The 19759-nt window shown below is 34.0% G+C and carries 19 protein-coding genes; 10 read left to right on the top strand and 9 right to left on the bottom strand.

Features of this window, described 5'->3' with window-relative positions; all coding sequences use genetic code 11:
- Window positions 1-109: 109 nt before the first annotated feature.
- A complete protein-coding gene (locus AC2TDS_RS13995) occupies window positions 110-697 on the bottom strand; it encodes a riboflavin synthase (RefSeq protein ID WP_484736197.1) in 588 nt (195 codons plus the stop codon).
- A 57-nt stretch (window positions 698-754) separates the two neighbouring features.
- Here AC2TDS_RS13995 and pdxA point away from each other — a divergent pair, with 57 nt between their 5' ends.
- The 9 genes from pdxA (at window position 755) to AC2TDS_RS13950 (ending at window position 7954) form a co-directional block, all read left to right on the top strand.
- The gene (gene pdxA, locus AC2TDS_RS13990; RefSeq protein WP_484736196.1) at window positions 755-1789 is read left to right on the top strand and encodes a 4-hydroxythreonine-4-phosphate dehydrogenase PdxA; all 1035 of its coding nucleotides are present in this window, start codon (window positions 755-757) and stop codon (window positions 1787-1789) included.
- Between the two features lie 72 nt (window positions 1790-1861).
- On the top strand, window positions 1862-2398 hold the full coding sequence (locus AC2TDS_RS13985) for a YceD family protein (RefSeq protein ID WP_484736195.1): 537 nt from the start codon (window positions 1862-1864) through the stop codon (window positions 2396-2398).
- 8 nt (window positions 2399-2406) lie between these two features.
- Window positions 2407-2601 (top strand): 50S ribosomal protein L32, encoded by a 195-nt coding sequence (rpmF, locus tag AC2TDS_RS13980; RefSeq protein ID WP_068702687.1) that lies wholly within the window; start codon window positions 2407-2409, stop codon window positions 2599-2601.
- A 152-nt stretch (window positions 2602-2753) separates the two neighbouring features.
- Window positions 2754-3749: a beta-ketoacyl-ACP synthase III gene (locus tag AC2TDS_RS13975; RefSeq protein WP_484736194.1), complete on the top strand. Its 996-nt coding sequence runs from the start codon at window positions 2754-2756 to the stop codon at window positions 3747-3749.
- 25 nt (window positions 3750-3774) lie between these two features.
- Window positions 3775-4263, top strand: coding sequence for an acetyl-CoA carboxylase biotin carboxyl carrier protein (accB, locus tag AC2TDS_RS13970; RefSeq protein WP_484736193.1), 489 nt, complete (start codon window positions 3775-3777; stop codon window positions 4261-4263).
- 66 nt (window positions 4264-4329) lie between these two features.
- Complete coding sequence (accC, locus tag AC2TDS_RS13965) at window positions 4330-5667, top strand: acetyl-CoA carboxylase biotin carboxylase subunit (RefSeq protein WP_484736192.1); 1338 nt, start codon at window positions 4330-4332, stop codon at window positions 5665-5667.
- A gap of 73 nt (window positions 5668-5740) precedes the next feature.
- Window positions 5741-6979 (top strand): 3-deoxy-D-manno-octulosonic acid transferase, encoded by a 1239-nt coding sequence (locus tag AC2TDS_RS13960; protein WP_484736191.1) that lies wholly within the window; start codon window positions 5741-5743, stop codon window positions 6977-6979.
- A complete protein-coding gene (locus AC2TDS_RS13955; RefSeq protein WP_484738959.1) occupies window positions 6979-7539 on the top strand; it encodes a YeeE/YedE family protein in 561 nt (186 codons plus the stop codon). Before AC2TDS_RS13960 ends, AC2TDS_RS13955 begins: the two co-directional genes overlap by 1 nt.
- A 1-nt stretch (window position 7540) precedes the next feature.
- Window positions 7541-7954: a YeeE/YedE thiosulfate transporter family protein gene (locus tag AC2TDS_RS13950; protein WP_484736190.1), complete on the top strand. Its 414-nt coding sequence runs from the start codon at window positions 7541-7543 to the stop codon at window positions 7952-7954.
- On the opposite strand, the gene AC2TDS_RS13945 is transcribed toward AC2TDS_RS13950, so the two are convergent.
- Both AC2TDS_RS13945 and AC2TDS_RS13940 read right to left on the bottom strand, forming a co-directional pair.
- Window positions 7951-8559, bottom strand: a complete 609-nt coding sequence (locus tag AC2TDS_RS13945) for a DUF4230 domain-containing protein (RefSeq protein WP_484736189.1) — start codon at window positions 8557-8559, stop codon at window positions 7951-7953. The genes AC2TDS_RS13950 and AC2TDS_RS13945 overlap by 4 nt on opposite strands.
- Window positions 8560-8629: 70 nt before the next feature.
- A complete protein-coding gene (locus AC2TDS_RS13940) occupies window positions 8630-9202 on the bottom strand; it encodes a lipoprotein signal peptidase (protein ID WP_484736188.1) in 573 nt (190 codons plus the stop codon).
- Between the two features lie 594 nt (window positions 9203-9796).
- On the opposite strand from AC2TDS_RS13940, the gene AC2TDS_RS13935 reads away from it, so the two are divergent.
- Window positions 9797-10216: a thiol-disulfide oxidoreductase DCC family protein gene (locus AC2TDS_RS13935; RefSeq protein ID WP_484736187.1), complete on the top strand. Its 420-nt coding sequence runs from the start codon at window positions 9797-9799 to the stop codon at window positions 10214-10216.
- A 28-nt stretch (window positions 10217-10244) separates the two neighbouring features.
- Here AC2TDS_RS13935 and AC2TDS_RS13930 read toward each other — a convergent pair whose 3' ends face one another.
- From AC2TDS_RS13930 to AC2TDS_RS13905, 6 genes are all read right to left on the bottom strand, one after another.
- On the bottom strand, window positions 10245-12140 hold the full coding sequence (locus AC2TDS_RS13930) for a M61 family metallopeptidase (protein ID WP_484736186.1): 1896 nt from the start codon (window positions 12138-12140) through the stop codon (window positions 10245-10247).
- Window positions 12141-12258: 118 nt separating this feature from the next.
- On the bottom strand, window positions 12259-12906 hold the full coding sequence (locus AC2TDS_RS13925; protein WP_484736185.1) for a hypothetical protein: 648 nt from the start codon (window positions 12904-12906) through the stop codon (window positions 12259-12261).
- Between the two features lie 67 nt (window positions 12907-12973).
- Window positions 12974-13351 carry a TraR/DksA family transcriptional regulator gene (locus AC2TDS_RS13920; protein WP_484736184.1) on the bottom strand — a complete coding sequence of 126 codons (378 nt, stop codon included), beginning with the start codon at window positions 13349-13351 and terminating at the stop codon, window positions 12974-12976.
- A 4-nt stretch (window positions 13352-13355) separates the two neighbouring features.
- Complete coding sequence (ileS, locus tag AC2TDS_RS13915; protein ID WP_484736183.1) at window positions 13356-16760, bottom strand: isoleucine--tRNA ligase; 3405 nt, start codon at window positions 16758-16760, stop codon at window positions 13356-13358.
- Window positions 16761-16878: 118 nt separating this feature from the next.
- The gene (locus tag AC2TDS_RS13910) at window positions 16879-18810 is read right to left on the bottom strand and encodes an OmpA family protein (RefSeq protein ID WP_484736182.1); all 1932 of its coding nucleotides are present in this window, start codon (window positions 18808-18810) and stop codon (window positions 16879-16881) included.
- Window positions 18811-18830: 20 nt separating this feature from the next.
- Window positions 18831-19754 (bottom strand): PorP/SprF family type IX secretion system membrane protein, encoded by a 924-nt coding sequence (locus tag AC2TDS_RS13905; protein WP_484736181.1) that lies wholly within the window; start codon window positions 19752-19754, stop codon window positions 18831-18833.
- Window positions 19755-19759: the final 5 nt, after the last annotated feature.

Raw genomic sequence — 19759 nt, 5'->3', positions numbered from 1 at the left:
AACAAGAACAGTAGTTGTGTTCATCCAGTTATTCTTCTTCGTACTAATTTCTAAACCTAATTGTGTGACTTTCTTTTCTATTTGTGTGATCTTGTTCATACTGCAGAAACTAACTAAATTCCTGTAATCTTGCCACATACTTACCTATAACATCAAATTCTAAATTTACAACGGTTCCGTTTTTAAAATTCTTAAATGTTGTATGCTCATATGTATAAGGAATGATTGCTACACTAAATTCATTTGCTTTCGAATTAACCACTGTTAAACTAACGCCGTTTATAGTAATAGATCCTTTTTCAATAGTAATGTTATTTCTTTCCAGATCATACGAAAATGTAAATACCGTACTTCCATCAGCATCTTTTATATGTGTACAAACTCCAGTTCTATCAACATGCCCTTGCACAATATGACCATCTAGTCGATCTCCAAGTTTCATACCTCTCTCCAAATTCACCTCATCTCCAACGTTTAACCTTCCTAAATTTGTTTTTTCCAAAGTTTCATTTATGGCAGTAACAGTATACTCATCATTGGTAATATCAACTACCGTTAAGCAAACTCCATTGTGCGCCACACTTTGGTCTATTTTCAACTCATTTGTAAAATTACTTTTAACCGTTAAGTGCAAATTTCCTTTCTCTTTTTCAATTTTCGTTACAATCCCAAGAGTTTCAATTATTCCCGTAAACATTGTCTAAATTTTAGTTACTTTTGTGAGCATCAAAAATACAATATTACAAAGTATACTATGGATAAATCAAACAAAATTATTGTTGGTATTTCAATTGGAGATGTAAACGGTATTGGTATCGAAATCATTTTAAAAACTTTTGAAGACAAACGAATGCTTGAGTTTTGCACCCCTGTTTTGTTTGCTTCGAACAAAACTATTTCTTACCATAAGAAAGTTTTAAAACTCAACCCCAACGTCCATGGTATTCCTTCTATCGACAAAATTACTCACGGAAAGATCAATATAGTCAATGTTTGGAGAGAAGAAATAAAATTCGAATTAGGCAAAAGCACCTCTATTGGAGGTGATTACGCCTTAAAATCTCTGGAAGCAGCCACTGAAGCGTTAAAGAACGATCAAATTGATGTTATTGTAACCGCTCCTATCAATAAAGAAAACATCCAATCGAAAGACTTTGAGTTCCCTGGTCATACCGAATACTTAGAAGATAACTTCGAAGGAAAGAGCTTAATGATCTTAATGACCGATGAATTACGTATTGGTTTAATTACAGGGCATATTCCTATTTCTAAGGTAGCTGAGACCATTACTTCAGAATTGATTAAAGAGAAGGTTGAAACCATGCACACTTCTTTACAACAAGATTTCAACATCAATAAACCAAAAATTGCCATACTTGCTTTAAATCCGCATTGCGGAGATAAAGGGGTTATAGGCAACGAAGACGACGAAATAATTAGACCTTCCATTAAAGAAATACAAGAAACAGGTAAATTAGTTTTTGGCCCGTATGCTGCTGATGGATTTTTCGGTTCAGAAACCTACACACAATTTGATGGTGTTTTGGCTATGTACCACGATCAAGGTCTGGCACCATTTAAAGCTCTTTCTTTTGGTAAAGGAGTGAATTTTACGGCCGGATTAAATAAAGTACGTACCTCACCAGACCATGGAACCGGGTTTGATATAGCAGGCAAAGGCAAAGCAAACTCTACATCCTTTAAAGAAGCACTATTTACCTCGTTACACATATATAAAAACAGAATGGAACATCAAAACCTTGTTAAAGGTGCATTAAAAACAAAATAGTAAAAAAACATTTTCAAAATTTAAATATAAAAACATTTTTTATATCTTTGCACGCTCAAATTGATATTGTAGATGAAAGACTTAAAAGAATTCACCATCCCTTTTATAGGGTTAAAAGAAGGAAGTCATTTATTTGAATACCATATTAATAAGAAGTTCTTTGAAACTTATAAGTTTGATGATTTTAACGATTGTAACATCAAAGCGACCGTAACTTTTGTAAAAAAGAGCAATTTGATAGAGCTTGATTTTGCTATTAACGGTAGTGTTAATGTTCCATGCGATGTTACAAGCGAGTTATTTGATCAAGAGATAGAAGGCACTTTACATTTAGTGGTAAAGTTTGGTCAAGAATACAATGATGACAATGATGATATACTCATTATTCCACATGATCATTACCAAATAACTATCTCCCAGTACATTTATGAATTGATTGTACTATCGGTTCCTAGTAAAAGAGTGCATCCTAAAGTTGTGGATGGCACGATGGAATCTGAGGCTTTAAAGAAACTTGAAGATTTACTAATAAAAGAAGATAAAATTGTTGCAGAACAAGCAACAGACCCTAGATGGGATAAATTAAAGGATTTACTAACAGATAAATAAGACATAAAATGGCACATCCAAAGAGAAAAATATCTAAAACTAGAAGAGATAAAAGAAGAACTCACTATAAAGCTTCTGTTCCTCAGATTGCTGTTGATCCTACCACTGGCGAAGCTCATTTATACCACAGAGCACACTGGCACGAAGGTAAATTATATTACAGAGGTCAGGTAGTATTAGAATCAGCTGTAGCGGAAGCATAATTTAATAGTTTTAAAAATATTAAAAACCCTCTTTTTTGAGGGTTTTTTTAGTACTTTTAAACCAAAGAAGTAAGTTTTTGCTTCTTTTTCTTTAAAGAAATGAAATAATTTTCATTTCTTTGGAATCTCGTTTTACAACAAAACAAACAACTATGACTAAAATAACTGCAGCTATCACAGCAGTAGGAAAATACGTTCCGGAATACACTCTTACAAACAAAGAGTTGGAAACCATGGTAGACACTAATGATGAGTGGATAACATCCAGAACAGGAATCAAAGAAAGAAGGATCTTGAAAGAGGAAGGTGCTGGCACTTCGTTCATGGCTATTAGGGCTGCTCAAGATTTATTAGAAAAATCAGGAGTAGACGCATCAGAATTAGATTTGGTAATTGTGGCTACTGCCACACCTGATATGCCTGTCGCTTCAACGGCAGCTTATACTGCTTCAAAAATTGGAGCTGTGAATGCCTTTTCTTACGATTTACAAGCCGCTTGTTCGAGTTTTTTATATGGTATGTCAACAGCTTCTAGCTATATTGAAAGTGGTCGTTATAAAAAAGTACTTTTAATAGGGGCCGATAAAATGTCTTCTATTCTTGATTATACGGATAGAGCAACATGTATTATCTTTGGCGATGGAGCTGGAGCGGTTCTTTTCGAACCCAACTCTGAAGAACTAGGTTTGCAAGACGAATACCTGAGAAGTGACGGAGTTGGAAGAGAGTTCTTAAAAATTGATGCTGGCGGATCTATCTTACCCGCTTCTGAAGAAACCCTTCGTAACAAGCAACATTTCGTGCATCAAGAGGGTCGTACAGTGTTCAAATTTGCAGTATCTAACATGGCTGACGTTGCCGAAAAAATGTTAACAAGAAACAGCCTTACAAAAGAGGATATACAATGGTTAGTGCCGCATCAAGCCAATAAAAGAATTATCGAGGCTACAGCAAACAGAGTGGGCTTGGAAGAAGATAAAGTAATGATGAATATTCATAAATATGGAAACACAACTTCTGCCACGCTACCGCTATTACTTGCCGACTATGAAAAAGAATTGAAAAAAGGAGATAATTTAATTTTCGCCGCGTTTGGAGGAGGCTTCACTTGGGGAGCAATCTACCTTAAATGGGCATATAATTCATAAAACAAACAACTTAAATTTTAGGAAAATGGACATTAAAGAAATTCAAAGTCTTATAAAGTTTGTAGCTAAATCTGGTGCAAGCGAAGTAAAGCTAGAAATGGACGATTTAAAAATCACCATTAAGACAGGGAGTGCTACACCTGAAACAACAATCATTCAAGCAGCTCCAGTGGCAGCAGCGCCACAAATGGTAGCAGCGGCTCCAGTGGCTCAGCCTACTGCTCCTGCTCCTGTAGCATCTTCAAACGAAGCTTCTTCTGAAGATGACTCAAAATATATCACTATTAAATCACCTATAATTGGTACTTTCTACAGAAAACCTTCACCAGACAAACCTTCATTTGTTGAAGTAGGTACTGATGTAAAAACAGGCGACACCGTTTGTGTAATTGAAGCAATGAAACTATTTAATGAAATTGAATCTGAGATATCAGGTAAAATAGTTAAAGTGTTAGTAGATGACTCTAGTCCTGTAGAATTTGACCAACCTCTTTTCTTAGTTGACCCATCATAATAGCTATTAGATATTGATTCTATAGAAATTCTATACAATCAATTCTAAGCTCATAACTTTTATATTATGTTTAAAAAGATATTAATTGCCAATAGAGGAGAAATTGCATTACGTGTAATTAGAACCTGTAAGGAGATGGGAATAAAAACCGTAGCCGTTTACTCAAAAGCAGATGCCGAAAGTTTACATGTTCGCTTTGCTGATGAAGCTGTTTGTATTGGCCCTCCTCCTAGTAGTGAATCATACTTGAAAATGGCGAACATTATTGCCGCCGCTGAAATTACCAATGCTGATGCCATTCATCCAGGCTATGGATTCTTATCAGAAAATGCTAAGTTTTCAAAATTATGCGAAGAGCACGATATTAAATTTATAGGTGCCACTGCAGAAATGATTGATCGTATGGGAGACAAAGCCTCTGCGAAATCAACTATGATTGCTGCAGGTGTACCTTGTATTCCTGGGTCTGAAGGGATATTAGATTCATTTGAAGAAACAGAAACTTTAGCCAAAGAAATGGGATATCCTGTAATGCTTAAAGCTACTGCCGGTGGTGGTGGTAAAGGGATGCGAGCTGTATGGAAATCAGAAAACTTACGTGATGCATGGGATTCTGCTCGCATGGAGGCAAAAGCCTCTTTTGGAAATGACGCTATGTACATGGAGAAACTCATTGAAGAACCTCGTCATATAGAAATCCAAATTGTTGGAGATGCTTACGGAAAAGCTTGTCATCTTTCTGAAAGAGACTGTTCGATTCAACGTAGACACCAGAAGTTGACCGAAGAAACGCCTTCTCCATTTATGACGGATGAGTTACGTCACGCCATGGGAGAAGCTGCAGTTAAAGCTTCAGAATATATAAAATATGAAGGTGCTGGTACCGTAGAGTTCTTAGTTGACAAACATCGTAACTTCTACTTTATGGAGATGAATACTCGTATTCAAGTTGAGCATCCGATAACCGAAGAAGTTGTAGATTACGATCTAATTCGTGAACAAATTTTAGTCGCTGCTGGTGTACCTATTTCTGGTAAAAATTACACACCACAGTTGCACTCAATCGAGTGTAGAATTAATGCTGAAGATCCGTATAACGGATTTAGACCAGCACCAGGTAAGATAACCTCTTACCACGCTCCTGGTGGTCATGGTGTGCGCGTAGACACACACGTATATACAGGATATATGATTCCACCAAATTACGATTCTATGATTTCTAAGTTAATCGTTACTGCTCAAACTAGAGAAGAAGCTATTAATAAAATGAAACGTGCCTTAGATGAGTATGTAATTGAAGGTGTAAAAACAACCATTCCATTCCATAGACAGTTAATGGATCACCCAGACTATGTCGCTGGTAATTATACGACCAAGTTTATGGAAGATTTTGAATTAAAATAATTATATTATAAATTTAATTGTATAAAAAATCGGTGAGTTTCTCACTGATTTTTTTATTTCATAACTTTGCATTATGCGTTTTCTTTATAATTCCATTGTACATCTTGTTTATTTTTTATTGCAAATAATCGCTCTTTTTAACAAAAAGATTCATCTATTCGTTGATGGAAGAAAAGATTCCTTTACTAAACTAAAAGCCCTGTCGGAAAAAGACAAGGTACTTTGGATTCACGCAGCCTCTTTAGGAGAATTCGAACAAGGCAGACCTATTATTGAAAAGTTGAAATTCACTTTTCCAAACCATAAGATAGTACTTACTTTCTTTTCTCCTTCTGGCTATGAAGTTAGAAAGGACTATGCCTTTGCCGATGTTATTTGCTATCTACCCTTCGACACCAAGAAAAATGCACAACGATTTATAGAAACCATTCATCCAGAAATAGCCATTATTATTAAATACGAGTTCTGGCCGAATTTACTAGACGAGTTGCATAAAAAACATATCCGAACAATTTTAATTTCTGGTATTTTCCGAAAAAACCAATCCTTTTTTAAGTCTTATGGCAGTTTTATGCGCAAAAAATTACTCGCATTTGATCACTTCTTTGTTCAAAATAAAACTTCTAAAACCCTATTAAACACAATTAACTTACATAATGTCACAGTTAGCGGTGATACTCGTTTCGACAGAGTATATGATATTTTACAACAAGACAATACCTTAGATTTCATTGCGTCATTTAAGCATAAATCATATACCGTTGTTGCTGGTAGCACCTGGAAAGAGGATGAAGAATTACTAGTTGATTATATTAATAATCACGCTACAAATGATGAAAAATTCATCATAGCACCACATATCATTGACTCTAAAAAGATAAAAGAACTCCAAAAATCAATTGTAAAAAAAACAGTAGTATACTCTGAAAAAGAAAACGTACATTTAGAAGAACATCAAGTTTTAATAATTGACACGATTGGTATCTTAACCAAAATATATGCTTATGCTGATGTAGCCTATGTTGGCGGCGGCTTAGCAACAGGGCTTCACAATATCTTAGAGCCTGCTACTTATGGTATTCCGGTTGTATTCGGTGGTAATAAATATCAAAAATTTCAGGAAGCTAAAGACCTGTTAAAATCGAATAGTGTTACCATTGTTACAAATAAAAAGAAAATTTCTCGTATTTTTACAACGTTAAAGGCTGATAAAGAGCTGAGAACACAAATGGGGCGTACCAATCATGACTATATAAAAAGTAATCTTGGTGCAACTGAGAAAATATTAACTTATATAAAAAATCACGTATGATCGATACTATTTTACAACCATGGCCATGGTATGTATCAGGGTTCTTAATTGCGGTAGTGCTTTTTTTAATTTTCTTCTTTGGTAAGAGCTTTGGGGTTTCTTCAAATTTAGAAACTTTGTGCACTATGGCCGGAGCAGGAAAAATCAACAAGTATTTCGATACTGATTGGAGAGATAAAAAATGGTCATTAGTTTTTATTTTAGGTCTAATTATTGGCGGGTTTTTAAGTAGTCAATTTCTAGTTACTACTACTGCTATTGATTTAAATCCAGCAACGATAAACGAGTTAGAGCAATTAGGGTTTGATAACGCTGGCACTTCTTTTGTTCCGGGTGAAATTTTCAGCCTACAAAATATGCTCACTGTCAAAGGCTTTAGCATCTTACTTATTGCAGGTTTTTTAATTGGATTCGGTACGCGATATGCAGGTGGTTGTACATCTGGACATGCCATTACAGGCCTGAGTAGTCTTCAATTCCCTTCTTTAGTTGCGGTAATTGGTTTTTTTATGGGTGGTTTGTTTATGACTTGGGTATTATTCCCTTTAATTTTTGGTTAGTATGAAGCATATAAAATTTTTGTTTATCGGTATCCTGTTCGGAATTATTTTAACAAAATCTGAAGCTATTTCATGGTATAGAATCTATGAAATGTTTAAATTTCAATCGTTTCATATGTATGGCATTATTGGAACGGCAGTCGGTTTATCTACCTTTATCATGTATTTCTTCAAAAAAGAAATTATAAAAGATTACTACGGAAACGCCATTCTAATAAAAGATAAGAAAAAAGGATATATTCGCACCTTAGTTGGCGGCAGTCTCTTTGGTTTAGGATGGGCATTAGCTGGTGTTTGTCCAGCTCCTATTTTCGTATTAGTAGGTCATGGTATTTTTTCAATTCTCCTTGTTTTAGCTGGAGCGCTTTTAGGTACCTTTGCTTACGGTTTATTAAGTAAAAAACTACCCCATTAATCTTTTCCAGACATTGGTTGTGAATGTATAAACAATGAATTGGTATTATCTACCACCTTCCAATTATAGATTTTTGATAATTGATATATTTTAGATAATTCTTCGAATAAGCGATTTTTAGCCTCTTTTTTCAGTGTTGCTATAGCTACGGTGCTCTTTATCTTTTCGATTGCTTTACTACTTAGCTTATTGAGTTCTTCTTTGGAAAATGAATTGAACTTACTTTGTTGCAAATCAAAATATTTAATATCAGGCACTATAACTAAGTGTTCTTTGGGTATTGCGTTTATTATTATTTTCTTCCCTATAGTATCTATTTGAATATCCAATTTTGACAAATCATAACCTACCTCCACTTTGGCATTCACGGATAAAATAGCCTTTTTTTCAAAAGAGAGGTAATCATAGAAATACTTTTTAGTATCAGAAAAGCTATACATTTCAGAAAAATTTGCTTCTGAAACCACTAATTTACTAAGGTTTTGTATCCCGTTTAAAAAAACTTCAATCTCTTCCTTATGATGGCTTGTTTCCTTTTTATCATACCACAATTTCGCAATTAAAAAGCCTAATAAAAAGACCGCTGTATATTTTATAAAACGCATAACAAATGTAAATTTAGGTGAGTCTTAAATTATCAACCAATTTACTAAAAATAGTCAGCATCAGAGAGAATTAATTTTCTTTTGGAAATGCTTGTTTATTAAATATAAAAAGCAACGCTACACCGATGGTAATCCAAGAGTCCGCTCCGTTAAAAATGGCATTAAAAAAAGTAAAACTTTCTCCTTCGTATATAGGAAAATATAGCATATCCACAACTTTTCCATAGAACAATTCTCCATAAGGCTTATCGGCAAACATGGTAGCTATTTTACCATATGAAGAATCAAAAATAACACCGTAAAAAACAGAATCAATTATGTTTCCTACTGCGCCTGCTAAAATTAACGAAATTGCCACAATAACCGCCGTATGTGTTCTCTGTTTTATATTTTGCCATAACCAATAAACAATTCCTGTAACGGCAACTAATCGGAACAGTGTTAAAAATAGCTTCCCTGCTTTACCTCCAAATTCAAAACCCCATGCCATGCCATTGTTTTCTGTAAAATGAATTTTAAACCAATCGCTAAAAACAATTACTTCTTCTCCTAAAGTAAAATGTGTTTTTACATAGATTTTACTTATCTGATCTATTAAAATTGCTAAGATTACTGTTAGAATCGCTATATTTTTTTTTGACATTTTTTTTATTTAATAGCTACAAAAATAAGAAAAGTATTGGTATTCGTTTCCTTGTACTTACTGTTTCTTAATCCTCTTTGTAATCCGTGTTAATCTTTTAGTTTTCCATGGCATATATTCTATTTGAAACCGCACTATCAAATGATAAGTATACGAGCTTAATTTACACTTAATAGATTATTTGTTCACATGTATATATACATGGCCTAAAAAGAGAACTCATTTAAAATCACAGAAATAAAGGATATTTGAACAGATGGATATTGCATAAAAAAAATACCATCCATTTCATCAAAATACGCATTAGAAAATCTATGATCACAGAAGTTGCTTTATTTCACATAATAACATCTAATTCCGTCAAGTAATTAATTTCTGTGATCAAAAGATAATCTAAAAATATTTTATAAATAACACTAAAATTAATACCTTTAAAATTAACAAACGAAGTCGCGTTATTTTTTTATTACCACAATCCATTATCCCGATCGTACTTCGATGAGCCGTAAGTACGTTTAAAAACAATACAGAAAAAGGCTATTCGCTAGCCGAGGTATTTAATGAATCCGTGACTATCCTTATAATAGATAATTTATGCTACCCAATATACCAGAAAATAAGCAGCTTATTATTTTTGACGGGGTTTGTAATCTCTGCAGTTCAAGTGTTCAATTCGTTCTGAAACACGATAAAAAAGAAAAATTTCTTTTTACTTCTTTGCAAGGAAAAACAGGAGTTGGAATTATCAAACACTTTAACATTGATCCAACTAAAACAGATTCTATTTTATTGTATTCGCCTCATAAAAAAGTGTATTCGAGATCAACTGCCGCTTTAATGATTGCTGCCAAATTAGGGCTCCCGATAAGTATCTTGTCTATATTTTTGATAATACCTTCTTTTATAAGAAACATAGTTTACAACTATATAGCTAAACATCGCTACAAATGGTATGGTAAAACAGAAGCTTGCTTCATGCCTACACAAGAATTAAGCTCGAGATTTTTAAGTTAACTCCCATTGTCAAATTAAAAATATGGTATTATCCTTTTACCCATGCATTTCGAAGTTCTTTCTGACTTTGTGTCGCATTTGAAATTTCCTTTAAACTACTTCCAATTGTATACGATTGAGTTAAGGTAGTTTTTATAATGACTTCCTTTCCTTCTCTAACTAATTTTACTTCTACATCGGTTCCTGGCTGCCACATAAACATGGTAGAAAATACTTGATTGGCACTTTCTCTAGAAACTACAACACCATCAACTTCTTTAATTATATCATTCGGTTGAGCACCATTTTCTACCCAAAAACTATTGTTTTTAACTGCCTCGGAAAACCGAATCGTTTTTGTCTTACTATCTGGTCTGACAATTATTGCTCCGTCATTTTGAATATAATTTGTTTTCACTTTAGATTCTTTAATATGTAATCCTGCTTTTCTAAAAAACGTATTATAATCAATAGGTGTATTTCCCACTACATGCGTATTTAAAAACTCTCCAATAGAGGGATAGGTCATTTCTGTAATTTCCTTTATCAAATTGTCATCATTAAAGGGCTTATTTTTTCCGTACTTTAATGACAATTCTTTCATTAAAGATAGCACACCACGATTACCACTACTTTCTTCTCGCATTAAAATATCTATACACATTCCTATCAATGCTCCTTTCTGATAAACATTATAATACTGTGAAGCGTAAGGTTCATCTAAGACATTCTCGCTCATTTCAGTAAAACTCATCGTATCATTCATTGAGGATGCAGCTTTTATCTTCCCCATGATTTTACTATAAAACTCATCTTTTTTAACTAAACCTTGATTTACTTGAAATAAGGTTGCAAAATACTCAGTGATTCCTTCGTACATCCAAAGATGCTTCGAAAAAGTAGGCTGATTATAATCAAAATAATGCACATCTTCTGAATGCACACTTAACGGTGTTACTATGTGAAAAAACTCATGAGAAACCACATCAACCATGCTTTTGGCTAAAGCCTGATCAGACATTGACTCTGGCAATACCACCACGGTAGAGGTATGATGCTCTAAAGCTCCAAAACCTTTTGGAGCTTTTTCAGTTCCATCCGATAAATACAAGTAAATATCATACCGAGCTGTACTATTTATGCTGCCCAAATATTTCTTTTGCGCCTGCATCATTTTCTCCATTACCTCCTTTATTTTTTCTGCAGAATGTTTCTTATTTGGAGAATATACACTTAATACAATTTTTATATCTTCTACCTTAAACTCCTGTACATCGAGTTCTCCGTAAAACATAGGATTATCAGTAATATCAAAATAACGCGGAGCAACATAACTCGCTGTTAATACGGTTCCATCTTCATTTGTGTTTGTAGCTACTTCTTGCAAGGCTGATGTTCTTTTAAATGTAGCAGGAGACATTATATCTAATCGATATTGGTTCTTTTTTAAGGTGTCAAAATAACCTATAAATCCGTGTAGGTTCAATACAAAATTAGTATCTTCTATATTTGTTCCTGCAGGAGAAAAAGGAACATCTCCGCCAATTCCTCCAGAAACCTCCATGTCAAATGTATCATTTACTTCATAAGTTATTTTATCGAGTTTAATAGCATTTGCTATTTCCCAAGTATTCGTATCAATTTTTGTAACAGGTAGCGTATTCCCTTTATAATCTAACGCTTTAAAATTATCAACATATTTACCAAAATCACTAACCGAATAGGTTCCTTGTACAACTCTTGGCAATCTGTAAATAGTTTTTTCAGATGTAAATCGCCCCGGATTTATCGTTACTGGAACTTTGTCATTCTTTACATTGGTAAGATCTAATGTAGTTGATATAGGATTTTGTATGGCTAAATCATTTGTTGTAGTTGTTTTTGAAGAACTACACCCCACTAATAACATAACCGCTATTGCTGCAATAAATATTTTTCTATTCATTATTTTACTGTAATGTGTTTTTTATATGACTATAAAAAACAGCATCTGTTACTTTAATTTTTATAAAATTTAGTTAATTATTCAACCTTAGAGAAATAGCATACGTATCAAAAAACTATTATTTTGACTTCATAATGACATCGGCATGGATAGATTTTACCGTAAATTTCCATAATGAATTCACATGTTTTTTCAACAGAGGGGACATTTTACTTTCTTTATCAAGTGTTATGCCTCCCCTATTGGTTGCAATATTAAGGTCAGTCTTTGATTGTATTGAGGCAGTAATATTGCCCTGAAAAACAACGACTCTCGCAACACCCATTATTGTATTTAAATTGACATTACCCCGATCGATAAATATATTTACATTTCCTTCATAACTATTTGAAATAACTCCCATGGTTTGACCATGAATAGTTACGTTTTTATGTTTAGGAACTTTTATCAATACTCTAGCTCGCTGAAGTCTTTTCGTTATATACTTTTTAAAAATATTTTTCTCATATGTATCCAATGCCAAATCGAAACTGATTTTAGTTATCGATTCCTCTTGTATTATATTTATAGTATGTGAGTTTGGTTTTTCCTCTAATAAAGTAACCTCCAACACATTAGTATCAGAGTTTTCTATTACAACATCATCTAAGCCAAATGCTATAATTTCAACATCGATAGATACTATGTTTACTTTTTTAATCATTTTCCCCTGTGAAAACACAAAAATATTGGTAAACAGAGCCCAAAAAAGAATTTTATACTTCATACAAAAAAGACCCCTCAAGAGGAGGAGTCTTATATTAGTTCTTTTTATTTTACTATATTATTTATAGTTATTGTTTACGTTTTGCTTCAATACTTAACGTTGCATGTGGCACTAACTTTAAACGCTCCTTTTGAATTAATTTACCTGTAACTCGACAGATACCATACGTTTGATTTTCAATACGTATTAAGGCATTGTTTAAATCCCGTATAAATTTCTCTTGTCTAATGGCTAATTGCATGTTTGCCTCCTTGGCCATGGTATCAGAACCCTCTTCAAAAGATTTAAATGTTGGTGACGTATCATCTGTACCGTTGTCAGAACCATTTTTATACGAATCTTGTAACATTTTCAAATCTTTCTCAGCACTCTCAATTTTTTCTAAAATAATTGCTTTAAACTCCTGTAAATCGCTGTCTGAATATCTCGCTTTAACATCATCCATAATGCTATATTTTTTCAATTAACATTCTACTTTTTATGGCATCAAACTCTATATCAATACCATGCTCTAACGCTTCTACAAAAACCAACTCGTTGGTTAGTGTTTCTGCCTTGATGTAAGATTCATTTGCTAATACCGATTCTTGTAGGTCTGTAAAACTTAAGAAAGTTAATTTAATTCTATCTGTTACCTCTAACCCGGTTTCTTTACGCGCGTTTTGAATTCTATTGATCAATTCTCTAGCAACTCCTTCTTTTCGTAAATCATCTGTTATTGTAACATCTAAAGCTACCGTTAATCCTTCTGCATTTGCTACTAACCAGCCTTCGATATCTTTTGATAAAATCTCCACATCGTTGGCCTCTAATTTAATCATTTTCTCATTAATTTCAATAGTTATTCCTCCTTCTTTTTCAAGGGTTGCAATATCTTCTTGCGTAAATAAGTGTATCTTATTAGCAATCAACTTCATATCCTTTCCAAACTTAGGCCCTAAAGCTTTAAAATTTGGTTTGATTTGCTTTACTAGAATACCTGAAGCATCATCTAACAGCTCAATTTCCTTCACATTTACCTCAGATTTTATCAGTTCTGCGACCGCTAAAATCTCTTCCTTTTGAGTTTCATCTAAAACAGGTATCATAATCTTTTGCAATGGTTGACGCACTTTAATTTTTTCTTTGGCTCTTAATGACAAGACCAAAGAAGAAATTGTTTGAGCATTTTCCATTTTACGTTCTAATGATTTATTCACAAAAGAGTGATTATATTCAGGAAATTCTGCTACGTGAACACTTTCATAATTTTCTTTCTGACTTGCTGCGACTAAATCTTTGTATAATCTATCCATAAAGAAAGGGGCTACTGGAGAACCTAACTTAGCTACGGTTAACAGACATGTATACAAAGTTTGGTATGCAGATATTTTATCTTGTGCATATTCTCCTTTCCAAAAACGCCTTCTACATAAGCGTACGTACCAGTTACTAAGGTGGTCTTGTACAAAATCTGATATTGCGCGAGTAGCTCTTGTTGGCTCATATTCTGTGTAAAAAGAATCTACTTTCTTTACTAGGGTATTTAATTCTGATAATATCCAACGATCAATTTCTGGTCTCTCATCAAGTGGTATTTCTTCTTCACTATAGGTAAAATTATCAATATTTGCATACAAGACGAAAAATGAATACGTATTGTAAAGCGTACCAAAGAATTTACGTTTTACCTCACCAATACCTGCAATATCAAACTTTAAATTATCCCAAGGGTTTGCATTTGAAATCATATACCAACGCGTAGCGTCAGGACCATAATCTGCTAATGTTTTAAACGGGTCTACAGCATTTCCTAAACGCTTTGACATTTTTTGCCCGTTTTTATCGAGTACCAATCCATTCGATACCACATTTTTATAGGCTACTGAATCGAATACCATAGTTCCTATGGCGTGCAATGTATAAAACCATCCACGTGTTTGATCAACTCCTTCGGCAATAAAATTGGCTGGATAGCTTTCTTTATTATCTATTAATTCTTTGTTTTCAAACGGATAGTGCCATTGGGCATACGGCATTGAACCTGAGTCAAACCATACATCAATTAAATCCGCTTCTCTGTGCATTGGTTTTCCAGAAGCCGCAACCAAAATAATCTCATCAACCACATTCTTATGCAGGTCTATCTTATCATAATTATCGTCAGACATATTTCCTACTTCAAAATCAGCAAAGATATCCTCCGACATAAGACCCGCATCTACTGATTTTTGTATTTCATCCTTTAATTCAGCAACAGAACCAATACAAAGCTGCTCAGTACCATCTTCTGTTCGCCAAATTGGTAGTGGAATTCCCCAGAAACGAGATCGTGATAAGTTCCAGTCATTCGCATTCTTTAACCAATTTCCAAAACGTCCTTCCCCTGTAGATTTAGGTTTCCAATTTATGGTTTCATTTAGACCAAACATTTTATCCTTAACATCGGTTACTTTAATAAACCAAGAATCTAATGGATAGTATAAAATAGGTTTATCTGTACGCCAACAGTTAGGGTAACTGTGCACATATTTTTCTACTTTAAAAGCCTTGTTTTCAGTTTTAAGTTGAATTGCTAGTTCCACATCAACCGATTTATCTGGAGCTTCGCCATCTGCATAATATTCATTTTTCACGTACTTCCCTGCAAAGGCACCTAGTTCTGGTCTGAATTTACCTTGTAAATCTACTAAAGGAACTGGGTTTTCATTTTCATCTAACACCAACATTGGTGGCACTTCTGGTGTTGCTTGTTTTGCTACTAAAGCATCATCAGCACCAAAAGTTGGCGCCGTATGAACGATTCCTGTACCGTCTTCAGTTGTCACAAAATCACCGGCGATTACTCTAAACGCATTTTCGGGGTTTTGATAGGGTAAAACAAAATCTAATAATTGTTCATAACGTATACCTACCAAGTCTGCTCCTACAAACTCTTTTTCAATCGTATAAGGTATTTTCTTAGCTCCTTTATCATAATTGGCAATATCTTCATCCGATTCTGCTAAGAAAAACTTCCCGCTAAATTGTTTAGCTACTAAATTTTTCGCCAAAACTACTTGAATTGGCTCAAAAGTATATTGATTCACTGTTTTTACTAATACATACGTAATCTTTGGCCCTACGGTTAAAGCGGTATTGCTTGGTAGTGTCCAAGGAGTTGTAGTCCATGCTAAAAAATGAACCTCTCCTTCAACTTGTAAAAAATCAGGTAGTGTTTCTTTAATGGTTTTAAACTGGGCAACGACAGTTGTATCAGTAATATCTTGATATGTTCCTGGTTGATTTAATTCATGTGAACTTAAGCCTGTTCCTGCTTTCGGAGAATAAGGCTGAATGGTGTATCCTTTGTATAGTAAATTCTTCTCATAGATTTGTTTTAACAGCCACCAAACAGACTCCATATATTTGGATTTATAAGTAACATATGGGTTTTCCATATCTACCCAATACCCCATCTTTTGCGTTAAATCATTCCAAATATCCGTATAACGCATAACCGCTTTCTTACAAGCTATATTGTATTCTTCAATGGTAATTTTTGTTCCAATATCTTCTTTGGTAATTCCTAGTTCTTTTTCAACACCAAGTTCAACCGGCAGTCCATGAGTATCCCAACCTGCTTTTCGTTTTACTTGATATCCTTTTTGAGTTTTATAACGACAAAAAATATCTTTAATGGTACGTGCCATTACGTGGTGAATTCCAGGTAAGCCGTTCGCTGAAGGAGGTCCTTCAAAAAACACAAATGGTTCGTTTCCTTCACGACTAGTAATACTTTTTTCAAAGATGTTGTTTTCTTCCCAATAGTTTAATATTTCTTCTGCTACTTTTGGTAAATCCAATCCTTTGTATTCAGTAAACTTTTTACTCATTTTGACATTATATTTATTGAATGTGCGAAATTACGTATTTTCTTGTAATTGTAGTGTTTGACAAACAAAAAAACACCTCTTAAAAGAGGTGTCCGTTCATATATTACCAAATTATTTCTTACTCATTACCTGATTTTACATTGTTTGCTCTGTTTACTATATAAAAATACGATCTTCTATTTTGTTGATGATCTTCCTCACTACATCCTTCTTTACAATCAATTAATGGCTTAGATTCTCCATATCCTATAGCACTGGCTATTCGACTCCCATCAATGCCACGCATCACTATATAATCACGTGTGGCCTTGGCTCTTTTATCTGATAAAATTCTATTGTACGCTTTCAATCCTCTACTATCGGTATGCGATTCTATTTTGATGATCATGTCAGGATATTGTTGCATCACACTCACAATATGTTCTAATTCATACTCGGCATCTTCTCGAATAGTATACAAACCAAAATCAAAATAAATTGGGCTGATCACGATCTGGTCTTCCTCTATCAACGATTCTAAAACGATATCTTTTTTTAGTGTTTTCTTATTTATATCCAATGTCATTTGCTCTTTATGAACTGACTTATAATCATTTTTTGAAGCCACCACTACAAAATTCTTTTCACAATCTAAGGAATCAAAAGTATAAACTCCGTTGCTCTTAGTTACCTGTTCTGATAACGGTTCTCCTTTGTCATTTAACAAACGTACAACCACCTTGTCAATCGGTAATCTTGTTTTTGAATCTGAGATCACTCCTTTGATTATTTCCTTACATCTATAAATCTTAAAACTATAAATATCATCATCGCCTGCACCGCCTTCTCGATTTGATGAAAAATAACCCGCCGTTCTTTCTTCATTAATCACAAATCCAAAATCATCTAAGGGTCCATTTACAGGTGAACCCAAATTCACTGGTTTTAGATAATTATCTCCTTCTAATTTGGTCTCAAAAACATCCAAAGCTCCTAAACCTATATGTCCGTCTGAAGAAAAATACAATCGATCATTCGATCCTACGAACGGAAACATCTCTCTCCCTTCCGTGTTAACAGTATTTCCCAAATTTTCTGGTTCACTATAGGTACCATCAGACAAAATTGAGACCTTGTACAAATCTGTACCTCCATAACCTCCAGGCATATCCGATACAAAATATAATGTCTTCTCATCGGAACTTAAGGCTGGATGCCCAGTAGAATATCCATTATTATTAAAAGGTAACTCCTCAATATCCCCCCAATCTTTATAAAATTTCTTTGCCTTATATATTTTTAAATGTGCTTTATTTTCGTTGGCTCTAATCAATTTGCCAGTATCATAATTGTCTCTAGTAAAATATAGTGTATTGCCATCTTTAGTAATAATGGCATTGGATTCATGATACTTACTACTTAACGAAACAATCTTTTCTGCCGCCTCTACATCTAAGATCATATTCTCCCCTAAACTTACCTCTTTCGATTTATAAATGTTCAAGTATGGCTGCTTGTTCCATTGATACAACTTCTTGTTTTGTGCGTCGGGACGTGTTGACCAAAAATAAAAATATCCTTTATGAATAAAACCTCCAAAATCTGAATACTGGGTATTAACCGATAAATTATGAATATGAACGTAAGTCTTCGGTCTATTCGTATAGGTCACAAAATAATCCTTATTATTTTCCAAGTCTACAGCACGACTATCATCCGCTTTTATCTTCTTTAACTTCAACATCCAAGCATCTGACTCCTTTACCTTTCCATTACTCTTTAACACCTGTGCATATCTAAATAAATGTTCTATAGAAGCAATACCTTCGTATTCCTTCATCAACTCCCCATAGTACTTCTCTGCCTTTTGAAAGGATATGGTATGATAGTAGGAATCTGCCAACCTACTCAAGACTAAATAAGAATCATCATCCTTATCATAAAGTTGTTGATATAATTCTGCCGACTTTTTATATGCATATTCCTTAAAATAGCGATCTGCGGCATACCTGCGCTGTCCGTAACCTATTACAGTAAATAATAATAGTAGTATTAATAGTTTTCTCTTCATATATCTTAGCTTTTATACATTTAAAAAAATCTTGGTGATACCATGGGCTGTCCTTTAGAAATCTCATATCTAAGCATCAATTCATGGGTTCCTGAATTATAATTGCTATAATTCGATGTTGTTAAATCATAGGCATAGCCAATTTGAAATGATCTACTTATTTGAAATCCTAATAATCCACTTATTGAATCGCCCCATCGCCATGCAATTCCTGCTCGAAACTTCTCATGAAATAAAAAATTTGCGGAAACATCTAATGATAAAGGAGCTCCACTTACAATCTTAGCCAACCCTGCTGGTTTAAACTTGATATCCTCGTTCAACTCGAACACATAACCTCCTATTAAGTAATAATGCATACGTTCAGTAGCAACACTTCCGCCACTAATCGAATCATCATAATGTTCTGTCCTTAAAACATTAGGTACTGCCAAACCTAAATACCAATTGTATTTGTGAAAATAAACCCCTGCTCCTATAGTAGGTAAAAACTTATTAATTGGTTCGGACAACTGATTATCTGCCTTATCTCTGTAAATACCTTTACTCCAATCTACATTAAAAAACCTGCCACCAATTCTCATTCCAAAGGCTAAATTACCTTCTTCACTTGTTCGTACCGTATAAGATACATTGGCGTCTAAATAAGTTTCGGTGGAAGGCCCTATAACATCGTTCACAAGATTAACACCTAGCCCCACTCCGCTATAGCCTAAGGGTGTGTCATAACTTAAAGTTTGGGTGTCGGGGGCTCCATCTACTCCTACCCATTGTGTACGGGCTAATACATTAATAACACTATGACCTTTTGATCCTACATAAGCCGGATTCACACTCATCGTATTAAACATATATTGCGTGTATTGCGGATCTTGTTGTGAATACAATTCATTACCAATGATCAGACCACTTAGTACCATTATATACTGTAATATCTTGTTCATTTCTT

The sequence above is a fragment of the Tenacibaculum profundicola genome, from assembly GCF_057220795.1.
Note: the sequence above shows the minus strand (reverse complement) of the source record. Positions and strands in the feature narration are given on the sequence as shown.